The sequence below is a fragment of the Nocardia heshunensis genome (assembly GCF_054782115.1).
In genome coordinates this window covers 102,326-118,874 of sequence record NZ_BAAGTC010000003.1, presented here as the reverse complement: position 1 = coordinate 118,874, position 16,549 = coordinate 102,326, and the positions used below count along the sequence as shown (strand labels likewise).

Here is a 16,549-nt window from a genome sequence, read left to right as displayed (position 1 = left end):
TGAGCGCTTCGTCGACTGTGGACCTGCTATCGAGTTGCCGCGGTCACAGGCTCGAGGTCGGCGGCGTCGGTGTCGCGGCCGAGTTCGCGCGCGCGTTCGGCGAGGAGGGTGAGCAGGTGTGCGGGGATCTCGTCGCGGACCTGAATGAGGGCCTGCCACACCGCGTCCGGGGTGTCGGGGGTGAGGGCGGAGAGGAATTCTTCGAGGTCGTCCATGGTGTCGAGGATTTCCAGGACGCGGGCGCGGCCGGCGGGGTCCTGGGCGAGGGCGATGGCGACGAGGGTGTGGATGTTCTCGCTGCGGGAGGCGGTGAGGACGGCGGTGTGGAGTTGCTCGCGGGTGAGGTCGCCGAGGAGGGAGGCGAGCAGGGGTTTGGTGGTGTCGGGGAGGGCGTCGACGAGCGGGAGGGCTTGGGACCAGAGGTCGTGGTCGGCGGTGGCTTGGATGACGGCGGTGAGGACGTCGGTGTCGGTCATGACCGGGAGTCCGGCGAAGCGGCGGCGGTTGTCGTCGGTGAGGGCGAGGGCGACGGGGATCATGGCGGCCCAGAGTTGCGCGGTGTGGGCTGCGCGGATGAGGTCGGTGAGCCGGTCGTCGTCCTGGTCGCCGACGCGGGCGGCGATGAAGGTGAGCTGGGCCGCGGGGAGGTGGGAAGCCAAGGGCAGCAGGTTGACCCATTGGCCGCCGTCGAGGGCGGCGTCCATGATGGCGGCGAGTGTCGTCTCGTCGTGGACGGTGGGGCGTTGGGCGAACAGGCGCAGGCTGTCGGGGCTCATGGCGCTGGTGATGGGCAGCAGGGTGGCCCAGGCGTCGAGTTCGGCGACGGCGGTGATGAGGGAGTCGAGGACGGCGTCGCCGAGTCCGGCGGTGATGTCGCCGATCCAGGCGCGGTTGTGGGGTGCGATGGAGTCGAGCAGGTCGATGCCTTCGGCCCACATGTTTTGTTCGTGGGCGGCTCGGATGACGCCGGCGACGCGGTCGGCGACGATGTGCAGGACGTTGTCGATGGCGGTTTTGTCTTCGAGCAGGAAGCCGATGCGTAGCAGGTCGGGGTCGCTCATGACGGGTGCGGCGGCGCGCAGGGCGGGTTCGGGGACGACGTGCACGAAGCGGCCCATGGTGATGTGGTCGCCGCGTGAAAGTAGTTCGCGTGCAACGTCGGTGACCATTTTCGGGGGTACGGCGGCGATGATGGCGGCGGTGCGGCGCGGGTCGAGTTGCACGGCGCATTCGGCGAGGAATGTCGGTGAGAGGTTTTTGGCGATGTCGACGGCGCGGGTGGGTTCGACGGCGCTGGCGACGGCGGCGCACAGGACGGGTCCGAAGGCGCGTTCGGCCATTTTGGAGCTGATGGCGACGGGCACGATCTTGCTGGCCTGTGCGATGCCCTTCATGCGTTTGGTGTCGCGGTCGAAGAGCAGGTCGGTGACGCGTTCGCGGTAGGCGCGGATGGCGGCGGGTGGCAGGTCGACGAGGTAGTCGAGTTCGGTGGGGTCGGTGATGCCCAGTACGCGTGCGAGTTTGGTGGTCTCGGCGACGGCGGCGAGGTGTTCGCTCATAGTCCCAGTGCTTTCTTGACGGCCGGGCGCATGAGGCGCGGAACGATGTCGAGGGAGTTGCCGATGGCGGTGTCGAGGTTGTCGCGGCGGCGGGTGATGGCGGCCTGCAGGTGGCGGTCGAGGTCGGCCAGGTCGGTGTCGGTGAGCTGGTCGAAGGCGTCGGGCAGGGGTGCCCGCAGGGTGTCGCTGAGTGTGCGTGCTGCGTCTGACATCGGCTGCTTTCCGGTTGTGCGTACTGCCGGTACGGTGATCGATACTGGCAGTACGGTTGGCTGGTATGCAAGATCAGGCTGGTGGGCGGTGTTGTGGGGTGTATCACCGGGGATCGGGCGTACTGGCGGTACGTGTATGCTTCGGCCGTGGTTCGTAGCAGCGCCGGAACGGTGACCCGGGAGGACATCGTGGACGCGGCGATCCGGGTGATCGATCGGGCCGGTCCGCGTCCGAGCATGGATGACATTGCGCGCGAGGCGCAGATCACCAAGCCGCGGTTGTATCGGCAGTTCGCGGACAAGGGTGATCTGTTCACCGAGATCGCGGCGCGCATGTCGCGGCGGGCGTTTTCGGCGGCGGGCGCGGATATGACGTTGATGCTGCAGCCGCCGCGTCCGGCGTTGCGGCGGGTGTTTTCCGAGTATGCCAACGGAATCCTGGAGCACCCCAACGTCTTCCGGTATCTCGGGCAGGCTCCGCTGCTGCAGCAGTCGGAATCGGGTGTGCTGCAGTTCGATCTGGGCCGGGATGCGGCGCGGCGCTTGGAGAAGCTGGCGCGCTCGGTCGCCGAGGCGGTGCCGCTGGAAACGGCGGGCCTGGATTATCTGTCGCGGGCGCTGGTGGGGGCGGTGGTGTCGATGACGGATCTGTGGCTGGGGGATTCGGCCACCCCGACGAGTGAGCAGACCGAAGAGTTCGTCACGCAGGCCACCGAGCTGGCGTGGGGTCTGATCGATGGCTTTCTGCGCCGTCAGGGCATTGCCGCGGAGGCGGACACGCCGATCTTCACCACTTTCGCCGAGGTGAATCAGTCGCGTTCCACCGACCGTTGACGCTTTGTTGACACCACGCCAATAGCCGTGCACGCTGAGGGGCGAGGCGCTGACGCGCACCCTGAAGGCAAGCGAAGGATCACACCATGGCACGCCCCGCATGGAGCGACGACGAGGTCGAGGCGGTACGAGGACTGGCCACCACCTTCTTCGAGAAGGAGGTGATCCCGCACGAGGAGAAGTTCATCGCCCAGGGCCATCCCGACCGTGCGCTCTACAACCGCGCCGGCGAACTCGGCCTGCTGTGCGCGTCCATCCCCACCGAATACGGTGGTGGCGGTGGCACTTTCGCGCACGAGGCGGCCATCATCGAAGCCCAGACCCACTGCGGCGACGGTGCGCTGGGGATGTCGGTGCACTCCTCGATCATCGCGCCCTACATTCACCATTTCGGCTCCGAAGAGCTCAAGGCGCGCGTGCTGCCGAAAGCGGCCAGCGGTGAGATGGTGCTGTCGATCGGCATGACCGAACCGGGCACCGGCTCGGATCTGCAGAACATCAAGACCCGCGCGGTGCGCGAGGGCGACGAGTACGTCATCACCGGCTCGAAGATCTTCATCTCCAACGGCTGGCTGTGCGACGGCATCATCATCGCCGCCAAGACCGACCCCACCCAGGGCGCCTCCGGTGTCTCGCTGATCTTCGCCGAGGTCGGCGATGACACGCCGGGCTTCACCCGCGGCCGCATCCTGTCCAAGATCGGTGGCAAGGGTCAGGACACCGCCGAGCTGTTCTTCGACGGCCTGCGCGTGCCCGCCTCGAACCTCCTCGGTGGCGCGGAGGGTCAGGGCTTCTATCAGATGATGCAGATGCTCGCCCAGGAACGCCTGGTCACCGCGATTCTCGCGGTCGCGATGACCGAGAAGGCCGTCGAGCTGACCATCGACTACACCAAGGGCCGTGAGGCTTTCGGCAAGCCGTTGTTCGCCATGCAGAACACGCGGTTCGAACTGGCGGAGTGCGCGACGATCGCCAAGGTCGGGCGCGTGTTCCTGGATGACTGCATCAGCAAGCATCTGCGCGGTGAGCTCGACATTCCCACCGCGGCCATGTCGAAATACTGGTTGACCGATCAACTCGGTAATGTGGTGGATCGCTGCCTGCAGTTCTTCGGCGGCTACGGATACATGACCGAATACCCGATTTCCCAGCTGTACACCGGCGCTCGGGTCCTGCGAATCCTCGCGGGAGCCAACGAGGTGATGAAGGATCTCATTGCCCGCTCACTCTGACACCGACATCGAGCCGACCGCGTCCGAGGACGCCTCGGACGCACCGTCGCGTCGCCGTCGGCTCGAACCCGACGAACGCCGCGCGCAGATCCTGTCCTGCGCCATCGACATGTTCGGCGAACGTCCCTACGCCGCTGTCTCCACCGCGGAGCTCGCGCAGCGCGCCGGCGTGGCCCGCGGGCTGATCAACCACTACTTCGGCAACAAGCGCGATCTGTATCTGGCGGTGGTGCGCCGCATGGTGACACTGCCGCGCCCGGAGAAGATGGCTGTGCCCGCCGGATCCACCCGTGACCGGGTCGACGCGAGTGTGGCGTGGCTGCTGGACACCATCAGCGAGCACGGCAGCACTTGGGTCAAGGTCACCGGTCACGAAGGCGTTGGCGACGACCCGGAGGTGCAACGCATCCTCGATGAGGCCGATTACGCCGCGGCTGATCGCATGGTCGCGATGATGGGCCTGTCGGATTCACTGCACTCGGGCGAATTGCGGGCGCTGGTGCGCTGTTACGGCGGACTGGTCAAGGCCGCCGGGCGCGAGTGGATCGTGCGCGGCAGCCTGACCCGCGAACAGGTGCACCACCTGCTCGCGGACGCCCTGCTCACCCTGGTCGTGGACACCTTCCCGAAGGTCGACGCGGGCAACTAGCTGCCGTCGAGCTCCTCGACCTGCCACTTGATCCCGGAGACGGTGAGCTGGTCGAGGAAGCTCGCCGCCTCGAAAGCCTGTGCCGGAGCCAGCGTTCCGGCGGGCGCACCATCGGCGGCCAGCCGCCGCGCCGCCTCCACGGCAATGACGGCGGTCGCACCGTAGGGGTCGAGGCCGGTGACCCAACCGCGGGCACGCCGGCCGTCGACCGCGGTGGCCTCGGCCAGCACCAACCAGCGCGAGGTCGCCAGCACGTCCGGGTCCGGGATCTCCGGGATCGTTTCGGCCACTTCACCACTGAGGCCGGCGAAGATCTCACCCATCTCGGTGCGGATCAACCCCTGCACGTGCGGGGTGTCGAGGTGGCGGGGGATGGTGTAGACGCCGGGCAGCGTCAGGGCGGTCACCGCGACCGGTTCGGTCTCTCCCGGTTCGGTCAGCGTGGTGGCGGACGCAGTGACCGGTTGCCAGGCGCGGTCGCGGTATTCGATCTGGTCGAGGACCACGATCGCGGCCATCGAGCGGGCCGTGCCGCGCGAAGCCGCGCCGGGGCGGCGCAGATCGGCCAGCCGGATCTGCGCGATCGGAGCATCCAGGCGGGCGGCGGTGAGCGCGGCGATCAGATCACCGGGCACGCCGTCGTCGGTGACGGCCGGAACGACCGCGATCCCAGCCTGTTTCGCGGGCTCGTCGTAGGTTTCCAAGATCTTCTGCAGGTAGGACGGTTCGCCGGTGGTGTCGATGTAGGGGCGGCGCGCGGCGATCGCGGCCTGCACCACCGGCTCACCCCACAGGGTGAACGGTCCGGCGGCATTGATGATCGCGTCGCAGTCGGCGAACGCGGCAGCGAGTGCATCGATGTCATCGAGTGCAGCCACCCGGATCTCGGCGTCGGGAATTCCGGACTGCTCGGCGATGCGCCGCAACCGCTGCGGGTCACGGCCGACGAGCACCGGGGTCAGCTCGCGGCGGAGCAGTTCGGCGACGATGAGCGAACCGGTGAAACCACTCGCACCGTGGACGGCAATACGCATGGGGACAACTCCATCGAGTCGGACTGTCGAGCCGGGAATCGGCTCGCAGACCACGCTATGAGCGGGCGTCCGGACGATCCATGCTCGTTACTCCGGTCCTGATATCCGATCGTCCGGACATGGTCGCGGCGCCGGTACGGTGACAACGTGGACATTCTCAGCGACGCCGTCGCCGCGATGCGGCTGGGTACACCGCATTCCAACCGCACGATCAAGCACGCGCCCTGGCAGACCTACTTCCCGGCGGCGGGCAACAGCGCGGGATTCCATGTGGTGCTGCAGGGGTCGTGCTGGCTGCTGCCCGACGGCGGTGACCCCGTCCATCTGCAGGTCGGTGACGTGGCGTTCATGCCGCGCAGCCGCGGACACGCCATCGCCGACGGTCCGGGCGGGGCGAGCGGCGGTGAATCCGGGACCGAGACCGTGTTGCTGTGTGGCGCCTACCAACTCGACGACTCGCGCCCGCACCCCGCGCTGGCCGAGTTGCCCGATGTCATCCATTTGCCCGCCCGCGTCGGCCAGCACAGTCCGCTGCGCGCCGCGATCGATCTGCTCGGCCACGAACTCGACACCCGCGACGGTTCCGGGGCGATCGCGCCGCTGCTGGAAGTGCTGCTGCTGTTCATGGTGCGCGCCTGGTACGAGGCGCATCCCAGCGACCGCGGATGGGTTGCAGCACTCAACGATCCGGCAGTACATGCCGCCTTGCAGGCCATGCACGCCGAACCAGCCACCGCGTGGACCGTGCAAACCCTTGCCGCCCGGGCGGGATTGTCCCGCTCGGTGTTCGCGCAACGCTTCACCGCCACCGTGGGCACCGGCCCGCTCAACTACCTGACCTGGTGGCGCATGACCAGCGCCGCCCGACTGCTCCGCGAATCCGATGTGCTGTTGCGGGTGGTCGCCGAAAAATCCGGGTACACCTCCGAATTCGCGTTCGCCAAGGCGTTCAAACGCGAATTCGGGGTGGCACCCGGACAGTTCCGCCATCGTGGCGAGGCTGCCTAGGGCAGCAGCACCAAGCGGCCGCGCAGCCCGCCCTTCTCGAAACGGGCATGCGCATCGGCGGCCTGATCGAGGGAATAGGTTTGAGCCACGCGCAGACTCAGCGTGCCCGCCTCGACCATATCCACCAGTTCGGCCAGCCGGCGGCCGTCGGGGGACTGCTGCACGGTGCTGACGGTGATTCCGCGCTCGGCGGGCGGCGCGACCGGGGGCAGTAGGGCGACGAACGCACCGCCGTCGCGCACCAGCGGCAGGATCGTCGCTCCGAGCAGTGCCGCGTCGATGACCGCATCGACACTGCCCGCGCCCAGCCGGGCCACCAGATCCTCACCCCGCGCGGCGAACTCGCTGGCACCCAGCGACCGCACCAACTGCTCGTCATCGGCCCCTGCCACCGCGATCACCGTCGCGCCCCGGGCGGCCGCCAACTGCACCGCGTACCCGCCGACCCCACCGGCCGCGCCCGTGACCAGCACCCGCTGCCCGGGCGCGGCCGCCACCGCCAGATCGGCGGTGATCGCGTTGAGCGGCAACGTCGCCGCCGCACTCAACTCCACACCCGTCGGCGCGACGGCCACCAGTTCGGCATCGACGACCACATAGTCGGCGTAACTGCCGTCGAAGGTGGACAGCCACGGCAACAACCCCACCACCGCCTGCCCGATCTCCGCGCGGCTGACATGGGAGCCGACATCCTCGATCCAGCCCGCGAATTCGACACCGGGCACATAATGAGCCCGCTCGGGCAGCATGGCCGCGAAGGCGCCCGCCCGCGCCGCGATATCGACCGGATTCACCGGCGCCGCAGCGACTTTCACCAACACTTCACCCGGACCTGGGACCGGCGTGGGCACCTCGAACACCTCGAGAACCTCCGGCCCGCCGAAACGGGAGAAACCAACAGCACGCATGGCGATACTCCTGTGAATTGCGAAGAAAGGGAAGGTCCACCGGTGGAACGCCACCGCTCGATATCGGATCGGTGCGGGGCGTGACTCAACGGTAGGACCGGCACGCGGCAGAGGGCCAGTAGGCACCCGAAAGTGCCCAGCTCACCGCCTGGAGTGGTCGGCATGGCCGAAATCCGCTGCCGTGAGCGGGAATGCGGCACACCGCGAGTCGGCTGTAAGTGGGCAGCGATTCGTCGACAGGGGAGCGACATGACGACCACCACCGCCAGCCAACGCCGCGAACAGGCCAAAACCGACTACAACGCCTTCCTCGCCGCCTGCCCAACCCACAACATGCTCGACACCATCGGCGACAAATGGGTCTGCCTGATCCTGGCCGCCCTGCGCCCCGGCCCCCTGCGCTACGGCGAAATCGGTGCCACCGTCGCCTCGGTCAGCAACAAAATGCTCACCCAAACCCTGCGCACCCTCGAACGCGACGGCCTCGTCACCCGCCGCATGACCGCCCAGGTCCCCGTCCGCGTCGACTACACCCTCACCCCTCTCGGTGAAAGCCTCGTCCTGGTCGTCTCCCAACTCCAACACTGGGCCGAAGGCCACATGGACGAAGTCCTCGCCGCCCGCGCCGAATTCGACACCACCAAAAGCTGATCACAGCCGTGCGGATGGCCACCGAAGCGCATTGCGTGACAAGGAATCTCGTCGCGTCGCCAACACGTCGGATGCGCCCGACATCGGCGCATTGCAGGCTCGTCGGTGTACCGGGAATGTGCCGTGGCCAGCTCTCGACGACCGGGCCGGTATGCCCGTGTCGATCAAGATCGAGGACGCGCAACGGAACCGAGGCGACAGCAGGCGCAACCGGGTGCACGGTGGCGATGACGTCACAGGTCCAGTGACGCCCGTAGCGCTTCCTCGACGTTGTGCATCGTCTCCTCGTCGGTGCTGCCGATCCGTTCGCCCACCCAGTGCCGATACAGCCGGTGGGTCGCGGCGGTGTTCACCCACCCATGCCCGGGGATCGTGACCGTCAGCAGGTCGCCGTCGCCTTCATCGAGGAGGTCCAACCCCATGAACCAGGCCCGCTCGCTATCGAGCACCGCCTGATTGGAAGCCAGCAGCACGATCTTCGTCAGCGCTGCACCTGGTTGGCCGTAGTAGTGAACATCGCCTCGCCTCACGCAGCTCCTCTGTGGCGGCGGGCGGCCTCGGCCGCGTCGGCTGCGGCTTGCTCGGCCTCATATGTCTCAGCGGCGGCCGCGTCGGCGACCGGGGTGTTCGTCGGCCGGAAGTCCCGGATCGCCTTGTCCCGGCAGGCCTTGGAGACCCAGGCCGAAGGGGACAACCCTGCCTTCGCGGCTTCCCTTTCGGCGATCTCCCAGGCGCTGGTCTCGAGGGATAGGGAAACTTTCGTGGTCCGTCGAGTCATACTCGCGATCCTACCGACAGTCCGATCGGCAGGCCTGAACATCGCCGAAATGCGCCGGGTTCGCAAGGATTGGACGTCCGGCAGCGCGGCTGAACTAGCCGTCAGCCCCGGGACGGCAAGCATCACACTGTCACCCGGAATCGGCCGGTTTCAGGCGGATTCGAGGGTTGCGAGGGTCTTGGATAGTCGCGAGGCGCGGGTTTTCGGGGCGATTGCGCGGTAGAGGTCGAGGACGATCGCGTATTGGCGGGTGCGGTCGAGGGCGTCGTAGGCGGCGCGGGCGTGGGGGCGGGCGGCGAGGGCGTCGACGAGGTCCGGGGGTGCGGTGAAGCTCGACTGCGGGGGATAGGCTGCCGCCCAGCGGCCGTCGGCCTGGGCGGCGGCCACTTCCGCGAGTCCTGGCGTGCGCATGCGTCCGGCTGCGGTCAGCGCCGCCACCTTGTCGACGTTGACCTGCGACCAGTGGCTGCTGCGGCGGCGGGGTACGTACTTCTGCAGGTAGTGATCGGTGTCGAAGCTCTTGCGCTGACCGGAGATCCAGCCCCAGCACAGGCCCACATCGACCGCCTCGTCCTCGGTCAGTGACGGGATGCCCGAGCCCTTCTTGGCCATGAGGATCCACACCCCTTGGGGGAGTGTGTGATTGGCGGTGAGCCAGGTGTCGAAGGCGGCCGCGTCGGCGAAGAGGACCGGATCCATGGTCCTACTGTCGCAGACCCCACCGACAGATTCTGTGGGCCGGATGACCGATCCCCCGTACGAGAATTGTCCCAGACACACCTTGTTTTCGGTGTCCTACCACCGCTACCGTGAATCGATGACGACCTCCAGCTCCGCCGCCGACGCCGGACTGCCCACCGGGGTGAGCGGCGCCGCCGACCCCCGATTCGCCTCCGCCGTACGAACTTTCGCCCGCGTCTTCGCCAACCGCCGCAGCAACGGCGGCGCGCTGGCGGTCTATCAGCACGGCGAACTCGTCGTCGATGTCTGGGCCGGTTCCTCCGACGCGCAGGGCACCCCCTGGACCGCCGATACCGGCGCGATGATCTACTCCGCGTCCAAGGGTGTCTCGGCCACCGTCCTGCACCGCCTCGCCGACCGCGGCATGCTCGACTACGCCGCCCCGGTCGCCGAATACTGGCCCGAATTCGCCGCGGGCGGCAAAGCCCGCATCACCGTCACCGAACTGCTCAGCCACCGCGCCGGGCTGTCCGCGCTCCCGGCCACCACCGCCGAGGAGGTCCTCGACCACGAACTCATGGAAGCCCGCCTCGCCGCCGCGAAACCCGATCACCTGCTGGGCAAACCGATCTACCACGCACTGACCATCGGCTGGCTCATGACCGGCCTCGCACGCGCGATCACCGGCCGCGACATGGCACAGCTCTACCGCAGCGAGGTCGCTGAACCCCTCGGCGTCGACGGCATCCACCTCGGCCGCCCACCTGTCGGCGCCCGCACTGTCGGCGCCGACCTGGTCGGTTCGGTGAAAACCCTTGCCGAACGCAGCATCCCGGCAGGCGTCGCCACCCTGGTCCCGCGCCTGCCCCGCCTCGTGCGCGACCCCCTGGCCTCCCTGTATGTCCCTGGCCTGGAATCCATCTTCCGCGGCGACGACCCCGCCATCCTCGCCACCTGCTTGCCCGCCGGCAACGCCGTGTGCACCGCACAGGCTCTCGCCCGCATGTACAGTGCCCTGGCCTGCGACGGCTACCTCGACGGCCGCCCCTACCTGTCGGCCAAAACCGTCCGCGAACTAGAACGCATCCGCACCTACCGCCTCGACCACAGCCTCCTGGTCCCCTTCTGGCACTTGGGCTACCACAGCCTCCCCGCCGCCCGCGCCCCCCGCGGCTACGGCCACATGGGCGCCTTCGGCTCCACCGGCTGGGCCGACCCCGCCTCCGGCATCTCCGTCGGCTTCGTCCACAACCGCATGTCCCTAGCCTGGAGCCCCCTCGACCAAACCTTCGCCGTCCCCCTGCTGCACCTCATCCTGCGCGCCGCCCGCCACCCCGCCGCTATCGCCGAACAACGCACCGCCGGGGCCGCCTGACCCCGAAGCGATACTGCGACAACACCATTCGTCAGCACCCGGCGGTGCTCGGCTGTCGGTGCCCGCCGCTAGCGTGCGGGCATGCTCGATGAGAACACCTGGAAGGTCCCGGCCCGCTGGCTGGCCAAGGCCGAACCCTTCCGCGACGTCATACCGGCTCGCCCCGTCGATATCGCGCCCGACGCGGCCGGGCGACTGGCAGATGTGCTGCACCGCAACCGAAACAGCCTCGCGGGCATCCTCGCCAACACCGAACGCGAGGGCACGGCCGAACTCGCCCGGGCGGGACTGGAATACCTGCACGCCGCCGAGGTCACTCCGCTGGGCGCGGCAGCGGTCGCGGTGATCGTGCGCGACGACGAACAAGCCTGCTGCGGCAGCGCGGTCGCCCACGGCAAACACCTGCGCACCGGCCTGACCCACACCGTCATCGACGGATGGGTTGCGACACAAGGATTGTCGTTCGCCGTCGATGCGGTCGCCGAGATGGGCAGGCTGCGGGTGTGGCGCCGCTTTCCCGCCGAGGGCCGTCCCGCGGGCTGGTCGCCATGGAACCGCTATGCCCGCTACAGCCCTCTGAACTGGTACGACGCGCTCGAGTACCGCCCCGGCGGCGACGAGTGGTGGCACAGCTACGACGGCGACCTGACCCGGCTGCGCGCCCACCTCGCCACCGCCGACCACGACACCTACGTCGCCGCGGCCGACCGGGTCGAGGCGCTGCGCCGCCACGGCTCGATCCACGCCCGCCTGCTCTCGTCGTATCTACTCCCCGAACGCCAGAACTGGCTCGACGCCGACCTTTCCGACCCGGACGCCGCCACCCCCGGCTGCGCCGCGCCCCTGCGCATGCTCGTCGCTTCCGCGACCACCGCCGACCAACTCGATCGCCTCGTCCACCTGGTCGGCGGTGCCCCCGTCCAGACGTTGTACTGGGGCAAAGAGCCGATCTACAGCATGCTCTGTCAGGCCGGACCGGACTGCCTGCCCTCCCTCACCGCACTGCTCGACTCCGGCCGCACCGGCAAAGACATCGCCTTCGTCGCGGGCCTGATCGCCCAAATCCCCACCGACGCCGCCTTCCTCGCCTTGGACAACCGCTCCTCGGATCACCGCGTTGCCACCGCCCTGGCGAAAGCCTCGGCCCGCTACCCTCAGCGCGCCCGGCGACTCACGCCCCTCGCCGTGTCCTGAAAGCGGCACAACGCCGTGGCCCAACACGCCCCGCGCCACGCCTCGCTGCGGCGGGTGCGGGTCGTCCGGTAACCGTAGCGAGGGGGTATCGAATCTCCACGGGGACGCGGTCTCACCCGCGGTTGCGTCTTCCTGCGGTAACACGTCGTCACGGCCACAGCGCCGCAACAGGATCATTCAATCCGGGCCGGGCCGCGGGACTCAGTCGCTGGTGTCCTTACGGGCCTTGCTCGGCTGCACGCGCGAAGGCTCGTTGGGCATCTTCGGGTAGACGGGGGGCCAGGGGGCGTCCATCAAGCCTGCGGCCATGTCCTTTTCGGACATTTCCAGCAGGGTGGCGAGGGATTGGGGAGTGCGGTCGGCCCAGGGGTCGCCGAACTCCGCGACGCGGGCCGGGACGGTGGCGATGGTCAACTCGTCGGGGACGATCGACTCCAGGGTGTCCCAGGAGATGGGGGTGGAGACTTGGGCGCCCACCTTGGGGCGGACGCACCAGGCGCCGAAAACTGTTTTGTGGGGGGCGTTTTGGTTGAAGTCGACGAAGACTCGGGAGCCGCGTTCTTCCTTCCACCAGGCGGCAGTGATGTCGTCGGGGTGGCGGCGTTCGAGTTCGCGGGCCAGGGCTACGGCGGCGGCGCGGACCTGGTAGCCGTCCCAGTTCGGTTGCAGCAGGGCATACAGGTGCAGGCCACGGGAGCCGGAGGTCTTCACACGCACATCGATGCCGAGTTCGGTGCACAGCGCGCGCACCGAGAACGCGGCGGCGCGCAGGTCTTCGAAGCCGATGCCGGGGGAGGGGTCGAGGTCGATGCGCAGTTCATCGGTGACACCGGTGGGCGGCAGCACGGTTCCGGCGGCGTCGTGCACGGGCGGGAAGGTGGAGGCGGCTTCGGCGCCCGCGTGGGTGGCCCAGACGTGAAAACCCAAGCAGCCCAAGTTCACTGCCCACAGGATGTGGGCCATGTCGACGGCGACCAGGGCGTCGCTCTCGGTGCCGTTGGGAGTCGAGACGACCGTGGTCTGCAGCCAGTCCGGCACCGATTTCGGTACCCGCTTCTGAAACCAGGACTTGCCCGACGCCCCGTCGGGGTAGCGTTCCAGCAGTACCGGCCGGCCGCCGATGGTGCGCATGATCGGTTCGGCCACCGCCAGGTAGTAATTCACCAGATCCAGCTTGGTGTCACCACGTTTGGTGAAGTAGATCTTGCCGGGATTGGAGATGGTGACGGTGTGCCCGGCCACCTCGATATCCACCGAATCACTCACTGCGGCTTCCCTTTCGCGGCCCTGGCCTCGGCGAAGATATCGGCCAGTTCGGCCGGGGCGACCTCGTCGAGCTGAGCGTAGGTGCACGATTCGGGGGTGCGGTCGCTGCGGAAACGCACCAGCCGCCCACCGTGACGCAATCGGCCCGCCATCACATGCTCGTAGCGCACCTCGGCCACCAACTCCGGCCGCAACGCCTCCCACGACAGATCCTTGCCGCCGGTCCAGCGACTCACCCCGCCGGGCATCTTGCCGTCGGCCTTGGCTTGGGCGGCCGCATCCGCCCACGAGCGCCACGGATGATTCTCGAGTGCGTTGTGCCGCAACGGTTCCAACTCCGTCACCAGCTCCTTGCGCCGGGCCGCGGTGAACGAGCTCGCCACCCCGACATGATGCAGCGCACCCTCGTCGTCGAACAGCCCCAGTAGCAGCGACCCGACCCCCTCGCCGTCCTTGTGCCAGCGGAAGCCCGCGATCACACAGTCGGCGGTCCGCTCATGCTTGATCTTGAGCATCACCCGCTTGTCCTGCAGATACGCCAGATCCGCCGCCTTGGCCATCACCCCGTCGAACCCCGCCCCCTCGAACCGGGTGAACCAGTCCGCCGCGGTATCCGCGTCGGTGGTGATCGGGGTCAGGTGCAGGCGCGAAAACTGGCCGTCGAGCACCGATTCCAGCACCCGGCGCCGTTCGGAGAAGGGCCGATCGGTCAGATCCTCATCGCCCAGAGCCAGCAGGTCGAAGCCCACGAAACTCGCCGGTGTCTCCACCGCCAGCTTGTTGACCCGTGACGCCGCGGGATGCAGCCGGTTCTGCAGCGTGTCGAAGTCCAGGCCGTTCTCGGTGACCACGACGATCTCCCCGTCGATCACGCACCGCGGCGGCAGCGCCTGACCCAGTAATTCCACCAGTTCGGGGAAATACCGGGTCAGGGGCCGATCGTTGCGCGAACCCAGTTCGATCTCGTCGCCGTCACGAAACACGATGCAGCGGAAGCCGTCCCACTTCGGCTCGTAGAGCAGCCCAGCCTCGCGGGGCAGCTCGGAGACCGATTTGGCCAGCATCGGTTTCACCGGTGGCATCACGGGCAGTTGCACACGGCCTCCTCGGTTCGCGGTGGACCCGCAACCGATCGTAATGCGAACCGGTCAGTTTTCCAGCCACCCGTGCTGATCCGCGAACGCCGTGAGCCGATCCCGGATCGTCACGATCTCCGCCGCCGTCAACTGCGGCGACGCATCCAACAGCAGCTCGGTGATCAACCGACGATGCTCGTTCGCGCTCATCGCCCCCGTCACGCGATGCTCCTTGCCCTTGTGCCGGGGCGGACTGACCTGCCCGGGCACCACCGCCAGGTTGATCGCTTTGGGTCCGCGATCACCCTCGGTCACATCGAATTCGAAAACCCGCCCCTGGCGCAGCTCGTCCTCATCCAGCCCGATGTCGTTGACGTGCACGAACACGTCCGGTCCGCCGTCCTCCGGCCGAATGAACCCGAAACCCCGAGAGCTGTCGAACGACACCAATTTCCCGATGGACACCTAAACACCCGCTCCTCGTCGCCGCGTCCCTCTCAGACGGCCACTCTAGTCCGCAGGCTGATCATTGTTGGAAGAAAGTGCCTTTTGCAACGAATTGAAGACGGTCAGGCCCTGGCCCACCATGCCGTTGACGATCTCGCTGACCCCGTCGGGACCGTTGAGCACCGTCAGATTCGCCTTCGACAACCCCAGCGACGCCTGCTTGACGATCTCGGGCAACTGCTCGATCAGCAACTGGTCCAACGCGATCCGATTGTTCGACGCCGCCGCCTCGGCCTGAATGCGCGTGCGATCGGCCTCGGCGACCGCCAGGATGCGCACCCGCTCGGCCTCGGCTTGGGCGGGCTTGACCACCTCGGTCTGCAGCTGCTGCTCGCGCAGCTCGGCCTCCTTGCGGGCCTGCTCGGCGCGCGCGGAGAGCACCTCCTGCAACGCGGTGGCCTGCGCGAGCGGACCCGCCTGCGCCGCTTCGGCATTGGCCTTGTCGATATCGCGCTGATACTGCGCCTTGAGGATCGCGGTCTCACGCTGGTATTCGGCCTGCTTGCGCTGCGACTCCTGCTCGGCCTGCGCGGCCAGCTGCGCGGCGGAGGCCTGCGCGATCGAGGCGTCGCGCTGGATGGCGGCATTGTGCGGGGCGGCCAGCGCGGCGATGTAGCCGAGGTTGCCGTCGTCGATGGACTGGATCTGGAAGGAATCCACCCACAACCCGATATTGCTCATCTCCACCTTCGAGGCGACGAGCACCTCGTCGGCGAGCTTCTGGCGCTCGCGGATGATCTCTTCCACCGTCATCGAGCCCACGATCGAGCGCAGATGCCCGGAGAAGATGCGCCCGGTCAGCACGCTCATCTCGCGCTCCTGCTCGGACAGGAACCGTTGCGCCGCATTGACGATCGACTGCGTGTCGTTGGCGACCTTGAATGCGATCACCGCGCGCACATCCAGCTGGATGGCCTGCTTGGTGACACAGCGTTCGCCGATCTCGGCCTCGAACATCGCCAGCGACAGGAACCGCACCTTGCGGAACATCGGGACCACGAACGTGCCGTGGCCGATGATCACCCGAAACGGCGTGGACCCGTCCTTGTTGCCGCGCGATCCGCTGACCAGCATGGCCTCGTCCGGATCGGGTACGTGGTAGCCCAGCATCGTTGTCTCCCTCTACTGGTGAATAAGTGATTGTCGATCTATCGATCGCCCGGAAGGGGAATCCACGCAACAACATCGACCAGCCGCCCCGGATGAACGGCCACCACGAGCACGGTGACACCGGCCGCGAGGGGTTCCTCGGCGCGTGCGATGTAGAGCTCGGTTCCCCCTCGGATGGCGACTCGCACCTCCCCGAGGTTTCCCTTACCCCGGATCGGCGAGGTCAGCGTACCGGTCAAGCCGACTACCGGGTCGGTCATCGCGTGTGAACTCCTCCACCAGGATCGCTGAGAACGCCCAGCGTACGCGCGGATCACGGATCGACCTGGGACGCCGCAACATTGCTCCACAATTGCTACCGCTCGGTATGATCGGTGGGCTCGGCGCCCCGGCCCTGTGCGTGTCGGGGTGATCCACCGTCCACGACGAGGACGACGGCCGCGCGCCGCCGTCGAAACGAGGTGGCTGCGCATGT

Annotated in this window: 19 protein-coding genes; 7 read left to right on the top strand and 12 right to left on the bottom strand. The window is 67.9% G+C overall.

The window, feature by feature from the left end; translation table 11 throughout:
• Positions 1–26: 26 nt before the first annotated feature.
• Complete coding sequence (locus ACYVN4_RS07165; protein ID WP_460718496.1) at positions 27–1,559, bottom strand: hypothetical protein; 1,533 nt, start codon at positions 1,557–1,559, stop codon at positions 27–29.
• Positions 1,556–1,771, bottom strand: a complete 216-nt coding sequence (locus ACYVN4_RS07160) for a hypothetical protein (protein WP_460718495.1) — start codon at positions 1,769–1,771, stop codon at positions 1,556–1,558. Before ACYVN4_RS07160 ends, ACYVN4_RS07165 begins: the two co-directional genes overlap by 4 nt.
• 147 nt (positions 1,772–1,918) lie before the next feature.
• Here ACYVN4_RS07160 and ACYVN4_RS07155 point away from each other — a divergent pair, with 147 nt between their 5' ends.
• From ACYVN4_RS07155 to ACYVN4_RS07145, 3 genes are all read left to right on the top strand, one after another.
• Positions 1,919–2,605, top strand: a complete 687-nt coding sequence (locus tag ACYVN4_RS07155; RefSeq protein ID WP_460718494.1) for a TetR/AcrR family transcriptional regulator — start codon at positions 1,919–1,921, stop codon at positions 2,603–2,605.
• An 86-nt stretch (positions 2,606–2,691) separates the two neighbouring features.
• Positions 2,692–3,837 carry an acyl-CoA dehydrogenase family protein gene (locus ACYVN4_RS07150; protein WP_460718493.1) on the top strand — a complete coding sequence of 382 codons (1,146 nt, stop codon included), beginning with the start codon at positions 2,692–2,694 and terminating at the stop codon, positions 3,835–3,837.
• Positions 3,821–4,486 (top strand): TetR/AcrR family transcriptional regulator, encoded by a 666-nt coding sequence (locus tag ACYVN4_RS07145; protein WP_460718492.1) that lies wholly within the window; start codon positions 3,821–3,823, stop codon positions 4,484–4,486. Before ACYVN4_RS07150 ends, ACYVN4_RS07145 begins: the two co-directional genes overlap by 17 nt.
• Here the strand turns inward: ACYVN4_RS07145 and ACYVN4_RS07140 are convergent.
• Positions 4,483–5,520 carry a saccharopine dehydrogenase family protein gene (locus tag ACYVN4_RS07140; RefSeq protein WP_460718491.1) on the bottom strand — a complete coding sequence of 346 codons (1,038 nt, stop codon included), beginning with the start codon at positions 5,518–5,520 and terminating at the stop codon, positions 4,483–4,485. The two genes, ACYVN4_RS07145 and ACYVN4_RS07140, sit on opposite strands and share 4 nt — an antisense overlap.
• Positions 5,521–5,667: 147 nt before the next feature.
• On the opposite strand from ACYVN4_RS07140, the gene ACYVN4_RS07135 reads away from it, so the two are divergent.
• Complete coding sequence (locus tag ACYVN4_RS07135; protein ID WP_460718490.1) at positions 5,668–6,528, top strand: AraC family transcriptional regulator; 861 nt, start codon at positions 5,668–5,670, stop codon at positions 6,526–6,528.
• Here the strand turns inward: ACYVN4_RS07135 and ACYVN4_RS07130 are convergent.
• Positions 6,525–7,436 (bottom strand): NADP-dependent oxidoreductase, encoded by a 912-nt coding sequence (locus ACYVN4_RS07130; RefSeq protein WP_460718489.1) that lies wholly within the window; start codon positions 7,434–7,436, stop codon positions 6,525–6,527. The genes ACYVN4_RS07135 and ACYVN4_RS07130 overlap by 4 nt on opposite strands.
• A 249-nt stretch (positions 7,437–7,685) precedes the next feature.
• On the opposite strand from ACYVN4_RS07130, the gene ACYVN4_RS07125 reads away from it, so the two are divergent.
• A complete protein-coding gene (locus ACYVN4_RS07125) occupies positions 7,686–8,087 on the top strand; it encodes a winged helix-turn-helix transcriptional regulator (RefSeq protein ID WP_460718488.1) in 402 nt (133 codons plus the stop codon).
• Between the two features lie 233 nt (positions 8,088–8,320).
• On the opposite strand, the gene ACYVN4_RS07120 is transcribed toward ACYVN4_RS07125, so the two are convergent.
• From ACYVN4_RS07120 to ACYVN4_RS07110, 3 genes are all read right to left on the bottom strand, one after another.
• The gene (locus ACYVN4_RS07120; protein WP_460718487.1) at positions 8,321–8,617 is read right to left on the bottom strand and encodes a hypothetical protein; all 297 of its coding nucleotides are present in this window, start codon (positions 8,615–8,617) and stop codon (positions 8,321–8,323) included.
• The gene (locus tag ACYVN4_RS07115) at positions 8,614–8,865 is read right to left on the bottom strand and encodes a hypothetical protein (RefSeq protein WP_460718486.1); all 252 of its coding nucleotides are present in this window, start codon (positions 8,863–8,865) and stop codon (positions 8,614–8,616) included. Before ACYVN4_RS07115 ends, ACYVN4_RS07120 begins: the two co-directional genes overlap by 4 nt.
• A gap of 150 nt (positions 8,866–9,015) precedes the next feature.
• A complete protein-coding gene (locus tag ACYVN4_RS07110; protein WP_460718485.1) occupies positions 9,016–9,564 on the bottom strand; it encodes a YdeI/OmpD-associated family protein in 549 nt (182 codons plus the stop codon).
• 118 nt (positions 9,565–9,682) lie between these two features.
• On the opposite strand from ACYVN4_RS07110, the gene ACYVN4_RS07105 reads away from it, so the two are divergent.
• Together ACYVN4_RS07105 and ACYVN4_RS07100 are read left to right on the top strand one after the other, a co-directional pair.
• Entirely contained in the window at positions 9,683–10,921 is a 1,239-nt protein-coding gene (locus ACYVN4_RS07105) for a serine hydrolase domain-containing protein (RefSeq protein WP_460718484.1), read from the top strand.
• An 81-nt stretch (positions 10,922–11,002) separates the two neighbouring features.
• Positions 11,003–12,115, top strand: a complete 1,113-nt coding sequence (locus ACYVN4_RS07100; RefSeq protein WP_460718483.1) for a hypothetical protein — start codon at positions 11,003–11,005, stop codon at positions 12,113–12,115.
• Between the two features lie 201 nt (positions 12,116–12,316).
• Here ACYVN4_RS07100 and ACYVN4_RS07095 read toward each other — a convergent pair whose 3' ends face one another.
• The 5 genes from ACYVN4_RS07095 to ACYVN4_RS07075 are packed head-to-tail and all read right to left on the bottom strand — an operon-like array spanning position 12,317 to position 16,334.
• The gene (locus ACYVN4_RS07095) at positions 12,317–13,381 is read right to left on the bottom strand and encodes a DNA polymerase domain-containing protein (protein ID WP_460718482.1); all 1,065 of its coding nucleotides are present in this window, start codon (positions 13,379–13,381) and stop codon (positions 12,317–12,319) included.
• The gene (locus tag ACYVN4_RS07090; protein ID WP_460718481.1) at positions 13,378–14,478 is read right to left on the bottom strand and encodes an ATP-dependent DNA ligase; all 1,101 of its coding nucleotides are present in this window, start codon (positions 14,476–14,478) and stop codon (positions 13,378–13,380) included. The genes ACYVN4_RS07095 and ACYVN4_RS07090 overlap by 4 nt, the downstream gene beginning before the upstream one ends.
• A 51-nt stretch (positions 14,479–14,529) precedes the next feature.
• Entirely contained in the window at positions 14,530–14,922 is a 393-nt protein-coding gene (locus ACYVN4_RS07085; RefSeq protein WP_460718480.1) for a cold-shock protein, read from the bottom strand.
• A 45-nt stretch (positions 14,923–14,967) separates the two neighbouring features.
• Positions 14,968–16,074 carry an SPFH domain-containing protein gene (locus ACYVN4_RS07080; protein ID WP_460718479.1) on the bottom strand — a complete coding sequence of 369 codons (1,107 nt, stop codon included), beginning with the start codon at positions 16,072–16,074 and terminating at the stop codon, positions 14,968–14,970.
• 38 nt (positions 16,075–16,112) lie between these two features.
• Positions 16,113–16,334 carry a hypothetical protein gene (locus tag ACYVN4_RS07075; RefSeq protein ID WP_460718478.1) on the bottom strand — a complete coding sequence of 74 codons (222 nt, stop codon included), beginning with the start codon at positions 16,332–16,334 and terminating at the stop codon, positions 16,113–16,115.
• Between the last annotated feature and the right edge of the window lie 215 nt (positions 16,335–16,549).